The 15733-nt window shown below is 47.9% G+C and carries 10 protein-coding genes; 4 read left to right on the top strand and 6 right to left on the bottom strand.

What is annotated here, in order from left to right; genetic code table 11:
• The first annotated feature begins 628 nt into the window (after positions 1-628).
• The 3 genes from E5354_RS01995 (at position 629) to E5354_RS01985 (ending at position 2928) form a co-directional block, all read left to right on the top strand.
• The gene (locus tag E5354_RS01995; protein WP_135946228.1) at positions 629-1159 is read left to right on the top strand and encodes a helix-turn-helix domain-containing protein; all 531 of its coding nucleotides are present in this window, start codon (positions 629-631) and stop codon (positions 1157-1159) included.
• Positions 1160-1261: 102 nt separating this feature from the next.
• Entirely contained in the window at positions 1262-2035 is a 774-nt protein-coding gene (locus E5354_RS01990; protein WP_123396669.1) for a dihydroorotate dehydrogenase electron transfer subunit, read from the top strand.
• Positions 2023-2928, top strand: a complete 906-nt coding sequence (locus E5354_RS01985; protein ID WP_123396668.1) for a dihydroorotate dehydrogenase — start codon at positions 2023-2025, stop codon at positions 2926-2928. The genes E5354_RS01990 and E5354_RS01985 overlap by 13 nt, the downstream gene beginning before the upstream one ends.
• Positions 2929-3041: 113 nt before the next feature.
• Here the strand turns inward: E5354_RS01985 and E5354_RS01980 are convergent, their stop codons facing one another.
• From E5354_RS01980 to E5354_RS01955, 6 genes are all read right to left on the bottom strand, one after another.
• A complete protein-coding gene (locus E5354_RS01980) occupies positions 3042-3863 on the bottom strand; it encodes a transporter substrate-binding domain-containing protein (RefSeq protein WP_135946227.1) in 822 nt (273 codons plus the stop codon).
• Complete coding sequence (locus tag E5354_RS01975) at positions 3863-5818, bottom strand: putative porin (protein WP_135946226.1); 1956 nt, start codon at positions 5816-5818, stop codon at positions 3863-3865. The genes E5354_RS01980 and E5354_RS01975 overlap by 1 nt, the downstream gene beginning before the upstream one ends.
• Before the next feature lie 149 nt (positions 5819-5967).
• Positions 5968-8148, bottom strand: coding sequence for a DNA helicase RecQ (gene recQ / locus E5354_RS01970; protein WP_135946225.1), 2181 nt, complete (start codon positions 8146-8148; stop codon positions 5968-5970).
• A 58-nt stretch (positions 8149-8206) separates the two neighbouring features.
• Positions 8207-9448: an ATP-dependent Clp protease ATP-binding subunit ClpX gene (gene clpX / locus E5354_RS01965; RefSeq protein ID WP_123396664.1), complete on the bottom strand. Its 1242-nt coding sequence runs from the start codon at positions 9446-9448 to the stop codon at positions 8207-8209.
• A 19-nt stretch (positions 9449-9467) separates the two neighbouring features.
• Positions 9468-10157: an ATP-dependent Clp endopeptidase proteolytic subunit ClpP gene (gene clpP / locus E5354_RS01960; protein WP_123396663.1), complete on the bottom strand. Its 690-nt coding sequence runs from the start codon at positions 10155-10157 to the stop codon at positions 9468-9470.
• 154 nt (positions 10158-10311) lie between these two features.
• Complete coding sequence (locus tag E5354_RS01955) at positions 10312-11673, bottom strand: trigger factor (protein ID WP_123396662.1); 1362 nt, start codon at positions 11671-11673, stop codon at positions 10312-10314.
• Between the two features lie 323 nt (positions 11674-11996).
• Here E5354_RS01955 and purL point away from each other — a divergent pair, with 323 nt between their 5' ends.
• Positions 11997-15716 carry a phosphoribosylformylglycinamidine synthase gene (gene purL / locus E5354_RS01950; protein ID WP_262712740.1) on the top strand — a complete coding sequence of 1240 codons (3720 nt, stop codon included), beginning with the start codon at positions 11997-11999 and terminating at the stop codon, positions 15714-15716.
• Positions 15717-15733 lie beyond the last annotated feature (17 nt).

Genomic DNA, 15733 nt, shown 5'->3' with positions numbered 1-15733 from the left:
ATATCCTATTTATAGGCACTTATCGGGTTAATAACTACTAAATCGATAAGCAATTCAATCAACCATAGTGTTAGAATATAAACAGAGGTTTGATCAACGACAAATTTACAAATGGAACACATGTCTATGTGTTTGCAAATTTTAAATAGCGAAATTCAGTTTGCAAATCCATAAATGCAAATAATGATTCGATTTACAAATAAATCCAAGTTGCATTTGAATACAGACAATTTACGTCGCTAAACGTTTTCAATTCTTAAAATTGTCACCTCAAATCTATTAACAAAAGCCAATTTTACCACTTAACACTCCTAAATATTTAATCTAATTAACCAATTACCATACACGTTATTAAAAATATGTTGAGCGTTACTTTAGCTATCTCGCGACGGACGCAAATCACTTTAACTTTTAACATCAATAATATAGTCTAATCGATTGATAACCATATATACTACGCATAAATATTAAAGTTAAAGCATAAACAAATTCTCGTCTTCCCCACCCTGCTTCTCTTTGTATTCAAAATTCAATTTGCAAATGCATTGCAACAATTTTCATTATTGAATTTGGAATTTACAATTTAATTAATTACATTTGCACATCCTAATTACAAAATTAAACATCAATGGATATAGCTTCACGCATCAAAATTTTCATGGATTATTTGGGAATTCCCAGTTCTCAATTTGCCGATACATGCGGAATCCCGCGTCCATCCCTGTCGCAACTGCTGAATGGGCGCAATAAAAAAGTCAGCGATGAAGTCATCGGCAAAATTCATGACGCCTACCCGTCGTTATCCGTCCTGTGGTTGATGTTTGGCGAAGGGAGCATGGTGCCTGATGCAAATAACGAAATCTCAGAGCATGAAAACGACCTGTTTTCAGCATCACAATCCGCTGAATCAAATGATAATGAGGAATTTGCGTTGGATTCCGACTTTATGCAAAGTGAAGTGCCTCAAATGCCGGAAAAAATTGAGGAATCGGCAAACAGCATAAAACGCCCCATTCGCAAGGAAAACAACATTGCCGACACCGTACAGCCCGCACCGCAGGCATCAATGTCGTTGAATTTTGACAACACCAAGAAGATTGTCAACATCATGGTGTTTTATAACGACAACAGTTTTGAATGGTTCGTGCCTAAATCATGACGCAATAAATCATCATAAGCCTACTTTTTCAAACAGCAGCCTTTAAGGTATGCTGTTTTTTTCTTATTTTTGCGAATAATCAAAAATCATTTTCACAACAACATGAAGAAATTCATTCTTGATTTTACGGTAGTTGAAAATCGTCGTCTACACGACCTGTATTCACTACTCATCCTACGTCCTTGTCAGGGGACACTACCCGACATGTTGCCGGGACAATTCGTACAGGTGGCTGTCGACAATTCAAAGACCACCTATTTGCGACGCCCCATCTCCATAAATTATGTGGATTACGAGCAGAACCATCTGTGGCTGCTTATTCGCAAAGCCGGCGACGGCACAGCTGCTCTTATAGAAAAAGAGAGCGGTGACATTGTAAATTTGGTATTGCCGTTGGGCAACTCATTCACCGTACCCGCTCCCGGCAAGAAGGTGCTGCTGACCGGTGGAGGCGTAGGCGTAGCCCCGATGCTCTATTGGGGAAAATGGCTTAAGGAACATGGAACCATGCCTGAGTTCCTGCTTGGAGCCCGTTCGGCCGGCGACATACTTGAACTGGAGGAGTTCAAGGCAATCGGAAAAGTGAACATCTCAACCGAGGACGGCACTCTTGGCGAGAAAGGACTCGTCACCACCAACAGCGTCCTGTCGCAACATTGGGATATGATATATTGCTGCGGTCCGGCTCCGATGATGAAAGCTGTTGCAAAAGTTGCACGGTCAATAAATGCCGAATGTGAGGTGTCATTGGAAAACATGATGGCCTGCGGCCTCGGCGCGTGCCTGTGCTGTGTCGAGAACACAGTGAAAGGCAATGTATGTGTATGTACTGAAGGTCCCATATTTAATATAAATAGTCTGACATGGCAAGATTGAATGTAAACATAGGAGCACTCAAGCTGAAAAATCCCGTGCTTACCGCATCGGGAACATTCGGCTATGGCGAGGAGTTTGCCGATTTTATCGATTTAAGCCGACTTGGAGGCTTCATAATAAAGGGCACGACACTCAATCATCGTGAAGGCAATCCCTATCCCCGCATGGTTGAAACCCCCTCGGGAATGTTGAATGCGGTAGGACTGCAAAACAAAGGCGTCGATTACATGATCGAGCATATCTATCCGCGCATAAAGGATGCCGGCTCCGAAGTAATCGTGAATGTTTCCGGAGCCACCGTTGACGACTATGTAGCCGTTTGCGAAAAGCTCGCTCCGCTCGATGCCATCAACGCCATCGAGGTAAACATATCATGCCCCAATGTAAAGCAAGGCGGCATGGCATTCGGCACCAGCTGCTCGGGAGCCGCCGAGGTGACGCGTGCCGTAAGACGCGCCTATCCAAAGAACGTAATAGTAAAATTGTCGCCCAACGTGACATCCATCGCCGACATTGCAAAAGCCGTTGAAGCGGAAGGCGCCGACTCGGTATCGCTCATCAACACTCTGCTCGGAATGTCGATTGATGTCGAGCGACAGCGTCCGCACCTGTCAACCATCACCGGAGGCCTATCAGGAGCCGCTGTACGCCCCGTAGCCGTGCGTATGGTATGGCAAGTAGCCCATGCGGTCAAAATTCCCGTAGTGGGCCTTGGAGGCATCATGAACGGTCGCGACGCGATAGAGTTCATGCTTGCAGGTGCTCGAGCCATAGAGGTAGGTACGGCCAACTTCATCGACCCCGCAGTGACGATTAAGATAATCGACTACATGAACGACTACTGTGAGCGACACGGAGTAGATGACATTAACGACATAGTGGGAATGATATAAACCTACTGTCCTTATAAAATAACGCGGGGCTAAGTGTTCTAAATGAATCCTTCGCCCCGCGTATATTAGAGCCGGTTCGACAATAAATATTAAAGGCTCTTACATGACAAATACTATTTCAAATATCGTTTTTCGAGTTCTTTGTATTCGGGAGTGAGCTTTATCTCCTTTATCCATTTATCGATGCTGTCACGCATCTCGGGACGCTTATTGCTCACTATCCACGATTGAAATTGGGTGAATGAGATGTCGGTCGATATGTCAACATCGGGATAGTCCTTTGCCATGGCTTCAGCCACACGCTCATTTATCACGGCCTGCTTTATTTCGCCAAGAGCCGTCATCAGGAATAACTGCTCGGGACCGTAAAGCTTCTCATGCTCCACATATATTGTGTCGCCTATCTCATGCCCCAGATTGATTATGCGACTCTCTATCGACGAACCGTCGACAATCCACACCGTGTCGCCCGCCAAATCAAGCTGATTTTTGACCCTTGCGTTACCCGATGAGTCGCGCAGCTGCAACAGCACCTGCTTGTCGAGCAAAACGGGTTCAAGGAAAGCGTAACGCTCCTTGAATTCAGCGGTGAGAGGGATGTCAGCGGCCAATATGTCGTAGGTGTCATTTTCTATATATTGCAGAGCCTTGGAAAGTGTGACCACCGGATGAAACTTCAGCTTAAGACCGTGATGCTCCGCTATCATGCGCATAAGATCGTAATTGAATCCGCCAAGTGTATCATCTATTGTATAGAACGAAATCGGCGAATACTCAATAGCGACATCGAGAGTGTCACCTCCCGACGGACGAAGCTCATCGGAAATATAGCTGCGATTGCATTTGCGAAGCGAATAAAACAATCCGACTATCACGATAAGCAGAATCAGGTATAACACCACATGTCCGCGTGATGCAGGTTTAATCGGTTCCATCAGTTTGCAAAGTCTATTGAAAGTCCTATCTGGAATTTGCGGGGATTAAGAGGATAGTGAGGCATCGAGAAATAGTTGTTGCTCGTCATACCCTGGTTGAAATGGCTGAACATAACATAAAACCGTGTCTTGCTCAACTTCATGTTGACATAGGCATTCATAAACGGATATCCTCCGCAATCGATTTCATCCTGATTATAGAATGTCATAGTCGCAGGCTGATAACCGGGAGCCTTGTACTTGGTGTAATAGTCGCAGTCGACACCGAGCTGCACATCAAGCACGCGAGCCACTTTAAATGAAAGGAACATATTGGAGTAGATCGCCAGCTTGGGTAGCGGAATTATGCCCTGCTCCGACGATGTCTGATAAGTCACCTTGTTGTTCCAGTTAAAGGGTCCGAATGAAAGATCCTGATTAAGCGTGGCACTGAATATCTGAACACTTCCGCCATGCTGCACAGGCATGCAGTTTTTATTGAAGTAGATGTAATTCTGAATATTTTCAACACCAGCCGTCAGGAAAGTGCCGGTGTGCGGAATCGACAGGCGACCGCCCACCCTGAAGCTGCGCGTTTTACCGAAATCGTTATCCCAGATGAAGTGATTTGACACGTAATGGTTCATCAGATATGGCGCCGCTTCATTCCTGAATCGCCCGTATCCGGTTATCGTCACTGAATCGCCGAGCAATTTGAATCGTGTCGACACACTGCCGTCGATGTCGAGATCGCCTACCACATCGCCGATAAGGCCGAAACGAGCCGTAGCCTCATAGGTCAACAACGAGCCATGCTGTTTGGTCAATTGGCCCCCTACCCACAGCAGATTCTGCTTAGCGCTCTCAGGCACCTTATTTACGGGGTAAGGCGACAATCCCTCAGGCAGCGAAGGCAATCGGTCGATTGTATCGGTCGTCTGAGTATAGCTGCGTATTTCATGAGTTACAAATGCTGCCGCTCCAAATTTAGCAAACTTATTGAACTCCTCAAGCAACGACACACCAAGTGTATTGGTCAATGACCAATATTTAGTGTGGTCATCGGTTCCGTCAAGATTGAGATAAGTGTTTTCCCAATAGTCACGTTCCGAAGCCACTTTGTTTTTGAATGTATGACGGCCCGATTTGTAGTCGAGCGTCCATATAAAGCTCGACACGGGTACAAACGTTTCAACCGTAGTGGAGTCGTCGATTTCCTCTTCCTTCCAGAATCCCACCTTATAGGCATTATTGACATAGAACTGTGCGCCTACTACACGATTGAACGCACCTGTAAGATTGGTAGGGATAGCCTTAGGCTCAATCTTATTCTGGCCGGCCTGAAGCTGTGCCGGGTCGGTTATATAGAGGTCGTCGGTTATTCCTCCGTTCTCCTGACCAAGCATATTCCAGTGGTTAAGGAACGCTTGCATCTCATATCGATCGCCCATGTATGAGCCCGACAATCCCCAGATAAGATCCTTGGTGGCCTGATAGTCATAACTACCCTTCGAGTATATGTAGTCTATCATTGCGCCTATCTGGGCCTTCTTGTTCACGTTGCCTGAAAATGTCGTTTTCAACCGATCCTGAACATTCTCCTTGCCTCCGCCCGTATTGTATGAGAGCAGAGTCATAGGTATTCGGGTATTGTAGAACTTGTGGGTCGACAGCGAAGGCAGCCAAGCATAAAGCGCATCCTTGAAGAAGAATTCGCCCATTGGCTCTCGGTCAAAGAATATCATGTTCTGTCCCGCCGCGCCAAGATTGCCGGTAGTGGCATAAGCCGACGACACAGCCGACGGCACCGACTCCTGCGCGTAGTTATAGAGTGTGGTGTCGACGGTTGACGGCTCCCTCAATCCCAACGGGGGAAGCATTTTCCATGCATAGGACGGTGCTATTACCGGATCCTTTGCCTGCATTACCGCAATAGCGGCAACGACAAGGCCTGTTATAAAGATAGTTTTCTTCATTGTAACGCAAAGTTACACCAAAACATGCTAATAATCGGCACTATGAGCCAAAAAATTCACCCGCGACATGCTCCTTTGCAGGCAATTGTTACAATAAAGGGCCGTCCTACACAATGAGGACAGCCCTTCAATGCTTTATTCGGCCGCGATTAATTGCCCAATTCCGAGAGGAACTTTATTCGCATAAGCCTTATCTCTTCTTCCGTATATTCGGAGCCGAGTTCGTTTATGGCATCCTCCAAAGCGTCGCTTTCGCTCTCCTTGAAGTACTCGAATATGTCGAGCTGACGGTCTTCGTCCATAATCTCGTTAAGGAAATAGTCGATGCTTATCTTCGTTCCCGAGTAGACTATAGCCTCTATCTCGTCGAGAAGTTCGCCAAATTCAAGGCCCTTGCTCTCGGCCAACGAATCAAGTGCTATCTTACGGTCGATACCCTGGATTATCGATATTTTAAGCTTGCTCTTGTTGGCGACGCTGCGCACCCTCAAATCTTCGGGACGCTCGATTTCATTCTCCTCCACGTGGGTCTTTATGACCTTTATGAACTCTTCGCCATATCGCTTTGCCTTACCGGCACCCACACCCGGAATGTTCTGCAGCTCTTCGATGCTTATAGGATAGGTGGTGGCCATGGCTTCCAGCGACGGATCCTGGAATATCACGTAGGGAGGCAGTTCGAGTCGCTTGGCCAGCTTTTTTCTCAAATCCTTGAGTATGTTATACAACTCCGGATCGACCGCACAAGCGGCTCCGCTCTTCACAACCATCTCTTCCTCCTCTTCGTTGAATTCATTGTCCTCTACAATCTTGAACGAAGTAGGTTTCTTATAATACGCTTTACCTTTAGCGGTGATTTTCAATAGTCCGAAATTCTCGATGTCACGGTCAAGGTATCCGGCTATTATGGCTTGTCGTATCACTGTATTAACAGTGCGAGCGTCACTACCCTGCAGACAACCGAATACTTCCAGGTCATCTTGATTGTAAGACTTGACGGTAGCCGTATTGTTTCCCAGCATAACGTCGATTACTTGGTCGGACTTGAATTTCTCTTTAAGTGCGGCGACAGTTTCAATCACGGCACACAATTCATCTTTAGCTTCCACTTGTTTTTTGGGATTTAAACAATTATCACAGTTCCCGCAGTTGTCCTCATTGTACTCTTCTCCGAAATAATGCAACAACGATTTTCGACGACATATCGACGATTCGGCATAAGAGGCGGTTTCAATAAGCAATTGCTTTCCTATCTCCTGTTCAGCCAAAGGCTTTCCCTGCATGAACTTCTCCATCTTCAAGAGATCCTTGTTGATGTAGAATGCTATGCACTGCCCCTCTCCGCCATCTCTTCCGGCCCTACCGGTTTCCTGATAGTAACCTTCGAGCGACTTGGGGATATCGTAGTGGATTACAAATCGCACATCGGGCTTGTCAATACCCATGCCAAACGCGATGGTGGCAACGATTACATCCACTTCCTCGAGAAGGAACGCATCCTGATTGGCCGACCTGGTGGCTCCATCCATACCGGCATGATAAGGAAGAGCCTTGATGTTGTTTACCTTCAGAATCTCGGCGAGTTCCTCGACCTTCTTTCGGCTCAGGCAGTAGATTATTCCGCTCTTGCCGGGATTGGCCTTGATGAACTTGATTATGTCGCGGTCGACATTGGCCGTCTTGGGGCGCACCTCGTAGTACAGGTTGGTGCGATTGAACGACGACTTGAACACGGCGGCATCCTGCATACCGAGATTCTTCTGTATGTCATGCTGAACCTTCGGAGTGGCCGTCGCAGTAAGAGCTATTACAGGACGACGACTTATCTCGTTTATAATCGGGCGTATGCGCCTGTATTCGGGACGGAAGTCATGACCCCACTCCGAAATACAGTGCGCCTCGTCAACGGCATAAAACGAGATGGGAACTGTTTTAAGGAATTCAATATTTTCTTCTTTGGTGAGCGATTCAGGTGCCACATATAGCAGCTTGGTCTTCCCTGCTATTATATCGCTCTTGACTTGATCGATTGCAGTTTTATTGAGAGAGGAGTTCAGGAAATGGGCCACATTGTCATCCTCACTGAAATTGCGCATGGCATCGACTTGATTTTTCATCAAGGCTATGAGCGGCGAAATGACAATGGCCGTACCCTCCATCAATAACGATGGCAATTGATAGCATAATGACTTGCCACCGCCCGTAGGCATCAAGACAAAGGTGTCATTTCCCGCAAGGAGGCTGGAAATGATTGCCTCTTGATTACCTTTGAAGGTGTCAAATCCGAAGTGCTTCTTAAGCTCTTCTGTAAGAACTATATTCTTTGCCATGGTTGTAAGATTTTGATGGTTTCTGTCAATCTTTATCTTGTCTTTTCAGCTTCCGGTTTTATTGATTTATTTCAAAATTGGCTTTCTTAAGTTTTTCGAGCGCGTATTCACGCGTCACCTCGAAAGTTTCGGGCTTTTCCGTTGGAATATCAAACATGGAGTCTATCATGATCGACTCGACAATCGAGCGCAATCCACGAGCTCCAAGCTTATATTCAATGGCTTTGTCCACAATGAGGTCGAGTGCGTCGTCACTGAACGACAACTTCACGCCGTCCATCTCAAACAACTTTACATATTGACGCACAATGGCATTCTTAGGCTCGGTGAGCACTCGTCGCAAAGCGTCGCGGTTAAGCGGTTCGAGGTTGGTGAGAATGGGCAATCGCCCTATTATCTCCGGTATAAGGCCAAACGACTTCAAGTCCTGTGGCGCTACAAATTTCAGATAGTTATCGCGCTGAATGCGCTGACGGGCCGGATCGGTCGAGTATCCTACCACATGGGTGTTGAGCCTGTGAGCGATCTTCTGTTCGATTCCATCAAATGCACCTCCGCAAATGAACAGGATGTCCTTGGTGTTTACGGGAATCATGCGCTGCTCGGGATGCTTGCGGCCTCCTTGAGGCGGTACATTCACGATTGAGCCCTCGAGTAGCTTAAGCAAGCCCTGCTGCACACCCTCGCCGCTCACATCACGTGTAATCGACGGATTGTCGCCCTTACGGGCTATCTTGTCGATCTCATCGATGAACACTATACCCTTTTCAGCCTTAGCCACATCGTAGTCAGCGACTTGCAGCAATCGAGTGAGAAGGCTCTCAATATCCTCGCCCACGTAACCGGCCTGTGTCAGCACCGTAGCATCGACTATGGTAAACGGCACATTTAGCAACTTGGCGATTGTCTTTGCAAGCAATGTCTTGCCGGTGCCTGTAGGCCCAACAAGGATTATGTTGCTCTTCTCAATGTCTACATCGTCATCCTGCTTTTGCGAAAGACGCTTGTAGTGATTGTAGACGGCCACCGAAAGATACTTCTTGGCATCGTCCTGGCCTATTACGTATTGATTCAGAAATTCGTATATTTCCTTTGGCTTGGGTATATCAGTCATCGAAGTGGCTTCCTTGGAGGCCGCTTTGTTCTCACGGTGATACTCATCGAGCATTCCGCTTATAGCCGATACACATTCTGCGCATATATAGGTGTTGGCCTTGTCGACCGAAGGCACCAGAGCCTCAGTCATGTTGGCCGGACGACCACAGAACGAGCATTTAGCTGTGTCAGTGCTTTTTGCCATATATCACAGAGCCGTAGAGTTAATGTTTAGCCTTGACAAGAACCTTGTCAATCATGCCGTAATCTTTAGCTTCCTCAGCCGTCATCCAATAATCGCGGTCGGAATCCTTCTCGACTTTTTCAAACGGCACACCTGAGTGCTCGGAAATTATGGTATATAATTCCTTCTTCAATTTTTGAATCTCACGGGCAGTAATCTCGATATCGGATGCCTGGCCCTGAGCACCACCCATGGGCTGATGAATCATGACTCTTGAATGGCGAAGCGCAAATCGTTTTCCTGCAGTACCTGCCACAAGCAGCACGGCGGCCATCGAGGCGGCAATGCCCGTACAGATAGTGGCCACATCGCTTGAGATGTATTGCATGGTGTCATATATGCCAAGACCGGCATACACCGAACCACCGGGTGAATTAATGTATATCGACACATCCTTACCGGGATCTGCCGAGTCGAGGTACAGGAGCTGAGCCTGTATGACATTGGCGGTATAGTCATTGACATCGGTGCCAAGGAATATGATTCTATCCATCATCAGTCGTGAGAAGACATCCATTTGTGCCACATTGAGCTGGCGTTCCTCTATGATGGTAGGTGAAATGTAGCTTGAAGTGATGTTGGAAGCATTTGTGGCTGCGACATATTGGTCGAGAGCAAGTCCGTTCATGCCCAAATGCTTTACGGCGTAATTTCTAAAGTCGTTGTTCATATAAGTACGTTACATTTTAGTTTACTATTCAAAGATACAAAATAAATATCAGATTACTGCAAAAAAATATCTGTGATGTTTTTCTTTTTTTGTCAAAAAAATCGGGACGATGCTGTCGCACCGCCCCGTTATCATTCAGGAATAAGCTGTCGAATTATTCTTTGGTAGCAATTTCCTTGAACTCGTCGAGAGAAACTGTCTTATTGTCGACTGTAATCTTATCCTTAAGAGCGTCAAACAACTTTACATCGCCAACTTCTTCAACGATGCGCGGACGGTAATTCTTGTCGGCGAGAATGCGACGGGCATAATCGGTCAAAGTGTCATCATCCATGTTTGTCATGCCGTACTGAGCAAATTGTGCGCGGGCAATCATCTTGGCGTGATTTATGAGATCCTGCTCTTCAATCTTAACCTGGCAGATGTCAGCAAGACGCTCCTTAACGAGCTGCCACTTCAGCGACGGCTCCATCTTAACATATTCAGCGTCAACGTTCTCGGCGGTCACGCCCTCGTTGCGACGCACGAGCCACTTCTTAAGCACCTCGGCGGGAAGTTCCATGTCGCCGTACTTTGCCATCATGGCCTTCTCGACATCAACGCGGAAAAGCATTTCGCTGTTACGTGCGAGTTCGCGGGCAATCATCTCCTTGACACCGTTGCGATACTCCTCTTCATTCTTTGCCTTGTCCTTTCCAAGCACGTTGTCAAAGAGTTCCTGATTGAGTTCGGCGGGACGAACGACTATGATTTCAGAAATTGACATCTCAAAGTCACCCTTTATGTCAGCGGCCTTATCCTTGTCAACTCCGAGCATTGATGAAAGCTCGGCGGCATTGCCTTCGCAAGTCTTCCAGGGGTTGAACACAACCTTGTCGTTAACCTTCTTTCCGATGAACTTGTCGGCCTGCTCCTTATCCTTGAAATACATAGGAGCTACGATGCCGTTAAGCATCTGGATGGCATCCTCTTCGGTCTTTACAGTGCCGTCCTCGTTAAGCTCCATGATCGAGCCCTTTACAAGTGCGTTGGGCTCAACTTCCTCGCCGGGCACCTGTGCGCCGAAACGCTCACGGAAATTCTTGTCCTGCTCATTGATCATCTCATCGGTAACTTCGATGGTGTAATAAGGAACAGTAGTGTCCTTACCTGCCTCAATGTTGAGTTCAGGAACGAGGGCGAGTTCATATTGGAACGTGAAGTCCTTCTTGTTCTTAAGGTCGAGCTCTACTACATCCACGGGAAGCGGTTCGCCAAGCACGGCAAGCTTGTTGTCGCGGATATAACCTACAACTGCATTGTAGACTTCATTGTTGATAACATCGCTTGTAACCTGCTTTCCAAAACGGCGGTTAAGTTCGCCGAAAGGCACATGACCCTGACGGAATCCGGGGATATTGTGCTTCTTGCCAATCTCCTTAAGTTCCTTGGTCACCTTTTCCTTGTAGTCATTCTCCTCAATCGACACGGTGAGTATTGCGCTCACATTGCCGGTCTTCTCAATCGATACGTTCATAAGACTGTATTAATATTTAATTTCTTTATAGTTCAAAATCGGAGTTAACACCGTCACGCACAGTTTGTTAAGCTAAAATACGTGAAGTCGGGGCCTAAAATTCAGCCACAAAATTAACTTTTAATATTGTATTAAACAATTTCAAGTCAACTTTTTTACCGATACGACATGCAATTATAGCAAATTTTATGCCAAATTAATCTTTATACCGGCAAGCAGTCACACACCGGCTGCATTATAATGATTTATTAACAAAAATAAGGATGGACAGCCGAAGTAATATCTAAATTTTTACTAAATTTGCACCCATAAACCAATCAATAATAAGTAAGGTAAAGAGTATGGTTGTTTTCTTTAAAAAAGGCGCCAATCATTTCATCGCAGTTGAAACCGATCATCGCTTCAACGAAAATGAAAGCGATAAGCTATCATGGCTTTTCGGTGGTGCCACCCCCCTCACAAGTACATCACTCAAAGGTCGATTCATTGGACCGCGTCGTGAAATGATCACACCCTGGAGTACAAATGCAGTAGAGATTACCCAGAACATGGGCATTGAAGGCATAACCCGAATCGAGGAGTTTGACCGCACGACCGAGGAGAAGCCCCGATTTGACAAAATGCTGCAGCGTGTCTACGACGGACTGAACAGCAAGATATTCACAGTTGCAAAAACTCCGGCCCCCATCGTCTACATAGACGACATCTCGGAGTACAATAAAGCCGAAGGCCTCGCATTGAGCAAGGACGAAGAGCAGTATCTTCGCGACTTGAGCAAAAAGCTCGGACGCCCCCTTACCGACAGCGAAGTGTTCGGTTTCTCACAGGTGAACTCCGAACATTGCCGCCACAAGATATTCAACGGCACGTTCATAATCGACGGTGAGGAGAAACCGCTGTCACTATTCAAGCTCATCAAGAAAACATCGCAGGTCAACCCTAACAAGCTCGTTTCAGCCTACAAAGATAATGTGGCATTTGTCGACGGCCCTAAGGTTGACCAATTTTATCCTGTAAATCCCGATCGCCCCGATTTCTTCGAGGTAAAGCCTCTCGACACAGTCATCTCGCTTAAAGCCGAAACCCACAACTTCCCCACGACAGTCGAGCCCTTCAACGGTGCCGCTACTGGTACCGGCGGTGAGATACGCGACCGCCTCGGCGGTGGTAAGGCAAGCCTTCCCATCGCCGGTACCGCCGTTTACATGACATCCTATCCCCGCATGTCACCCGAGCACCGCTGGGAAATGATGATGGATCCCCGCGCATGGCTCTATCAGACCCCGTGCGACATCCTTATAAAGGCATCAAACGGAGCTTCGGACTTCGGAAACAAGTTCGGACAGCCTCTTATCTGCGGCTCACTGCTTACATTCGAGCATGAGGAGAACGGCAAGAAATATGCCTATGACAAAGTGATAATGCTTGCCGGTGGTGTCGGATTCGCAGCAAAGAAGGATGCAATCAAGGGCGAGCCCGTTGCCAACGAGAAGGTTGTAGTGATGGGCGGCGACAACTATCGCATCGGAATGGGCGGCGGTGCCGTATCGTCGGTTGAAACCGGACAGTATGACAACTCAATCGAGCTTAATGCCGTTCAGCGCGCCAACCCCGAAATGCAGAAACGCGTCAGCAATGTAATCCGCGCACTTGCCGAAAGCGACGACAACCCCATAATATCGATTCACGACCATGGCGCAGGCGGTCATCTCAACGCCTTGTCGGAGCTCGTTGAAGCTACCGGCGGCAAGATTGACATCAGCGCACTGCCTATTGGCGACAAGACTCTTTCGGCCAAGGAAATCGTGGGCAACGAGAGTCAGGAACGCATGGGTATGGTTCTCAAGCAGGACGACATCAAATACGTTAAACGAATAGCCGACCGCGAACGCGCCCCCTTCTATGTAGTAGGAGAAACTACCGGCGACGACCGCTTCGTGTTTGAGCAGAAGGACGGCGTGAAACCCATCGACCTGGCAATGGCCGACATGTTCGGCAATTCGCCCAAGACCGTAATGAAGGACTCAACCGTTACCACCACTTATAAGGATGTTGAATACGATGCAGCCCACATCGAGGATTATCTACGCGATGTGCTGAGCCTTGAAGGCGTAGCCTGCAAGGACTGGTTGACCAACAAGGTCGACCGTTCGGTTACCGGCAAAATCGCCCGCCAGCAGTGTCAGGGCGAGATTCAGCTTCCGTTGAGCGACTGCGGCGTCGTTTCACTCGACTATCAAGGCAAGGCCGGTATCGCCACCTCTATAGGTCACGCTCCTCAGGTGGCATTGGTAGATGCCGCCAAGGGTTCGGTAGTTGCAGTTGCCGAAGCACTGACCAACATCGTCATGGCTCCGTTGAGCGAAGGCATAAAGAGCCTGTCGTTAAGCGCCAACTGGATGTGGCCGTGCAAGAACCCCGGAGAGGATGCAGCCCTTTACCGTGCAGTGGAAGCCTGCAGCGATTTCGCTTGCGCACTGGGAGTAAACATTCCCACAGGAAAGGACAGCCTTTCAATGACCCAAAAATACGGCGACGACAAAGTATTTGCTCCCGGCACCGTAATCATCTCGGCCGCCGGCGAGGTCAGCGATGTCAAAAAGACCGTTTCACCCGTGCTTCGCAATAAAAAGTCCACATTATATTATATAGACTTCTCAAGCGACTCGCTGAAGCTCGGCGGTTCGGCACTCGCCCAGTCATTGAACCGACTTGGAAGCGACGCGCCCACAGTTACCGACGCAGCACAGTTTGTGAAGACATTCAACGCCGTGCAAAGCCTTGTCAACGACAAAGCCATCATGGCAGCTCACGACATCTCGGCCGGAGGTCTTGTCACTACCCTTCTTGAAATGACATTTGCCAATGTCGACGGAGGTATAGCCATGTCGACCGAAGGCTTCGCCTCGATGGGCGAAACCGATCTCGTCAAGATTCTGTTTGCCGAGAACCCCGCGCTTGTAATACAAGTTGCCGATGCAAAGACCGCCAAGGTTGAATCGATACTTGAAAAAGCCGGAGCTCGCTTCTGCGCCATAGGTCAGCCTCAGAGCGAACGCACCCTCGTCATAAATCACGACGGAAACGAGCAGATGCTCTTCATCGACTATCTGCGTGATGTGTGGTTCCGTTCATCCTACCTGATGGACGCCGTACAGAGCGGTGAGAAGTGCGCCGCAATGCGATTTGAAAATTACAAGAAACAACCCATACGCTACCGTCTTCCCAAGGATTACAACGGCTCGCTGCAGTCACGCGGACTCTCCTTGCGTCGTAACAACAAGTCGGGCATACGCGCAGCAATCATCCGTGAAAAGGGTGTGAACGGCGACCGTGAAATGGCCTATTCACTCTACCTTGCCGGATTTGATGTAAAAGATGTCCACATGACCGATCTCATGTCGGGTCGTGAAACACTTGAGGATGTCAACATGATCGTATTCTGCGGCGGATTCTCCAACTCCGATGTACTCGGCTCAGCCAAGGGATGGGCTGGAGGATTCCTCTGGAATGAAAAGGCAAAAGCAGCACTTGACAACTTCTACAAGCGCGACGACACTCTCAGCCTCGGTATCTGCAACGGATGTCAGCTGATGATTGAGCTCAACCTCATCAATCCCGAGCATTCGCGCAAAACTGTCATGGAGCATAACATCTCACATAAGTTTGAGTCACAGTTCCTCGGCGTAACAATACCGCAGAACAACTCCGTGATGTTTGGCTCGCTCTCAGGCTCAAAGCTCGGTATATGGGTTGCTCACGGCGAAGGACGCTTCAACTTGCCCGAATCGCTTGACAAATACAACATTGTAGCCAAGTACAACTACTCGGCTTATCCCGGCAATCCCAACGGCTCGCGTGGAGCGGTAGCAGGTATCGCATCGGCCGACGGTCGTCACCTCGCAATGATGCCCCATCTCGAACGCGCCATATTCCCTTGGCAGTGCGGATTCTATCCTGACAGCCACCGCAACGACGAAGTTACGCCATGGATTGACGCATTTGTCAATGCTCGCAAGTGGATTGAAAAAAGAGTGAAGTAAAACAATCAATCTCGTAA

The organism is Muribaculum sp. NM65_B17, from assembly GCF_004793735.1.
GTDB classification, from domain to species: Bacteria; Bacteroidota; Bacteroidia; order Bacteroidales; family Muribaculaceae; genus Muribaculum; species Muribaculum gordoncarteri.
This window is presented reverse-complemented; position numbering and strand designations above follow the sequence as displayed.

Excerpts from the sequence above, each read along its gene's own strand:
- E5354_RS01995 (WP_135946228.1), top strand. The coding sequence starts at position 629 with ATGGATATAGCTTCACGCATCAAAATTTTCATGGATTATTTGGGAATT.
- E5354_RS01990 (WP_123396669.1), top strand. The coding sequence starts at position 1,262 with ATGAAGAAATTCATTCTTGATTTTACGGTAGTTGAAAATCGTCGTCTA.
- E5354_RS01985 (WP_123396668.1), top strand. The coding sequence starts at position 2,023 with ATGGCAAGATTGAATGTAAACATAGGAGCACTCAAGCTGAAAAATCCC.
- E5354_RS01980 (WP_135946227.1), bottom strand. The coding sequence starts at position 3,863 with ATGGAACCGATTAAACCTGCATCACGCGGACATGTGGTGTTATACCTG.
- E5354_RS01975 (WP_135946226.1), bottom strand. The coding sequence starts at position 5,818 with ATGAAGAAAACTATCTTTATAACAGGCCTTGTCGTTGCCGCTATTGCG.
- recQ (WP_135946225.1), bottom strand. The coding sequence starts at position 8,148 with ATGGCAAAGAATATAGTTCTTACAGAAGAGCTTAAGAAGCACTTCGGA.
- clpX (WP_123396664.1), bottom strand. The coding sequence starts at position 9,448 with ATGGCAAAAAGCACTGACACAGCTAAATGCTCGTTCTGTGGTCGTCCG.
- clpP (WP_123396663.1), bottom strand. The coding sequence starts at position 10,157 with ATGAACAACGACTTTAGAAATTACGCCGTAAAGCATTTGGGCATGAAC.
- E5354_RS01955 (WP_123396662.1), bottom strand. The coding sequence starts at position 11,673 with ATGAACGTATCGATTGAGAAGACCGGCAATGTGAGCGCAATACTCACC.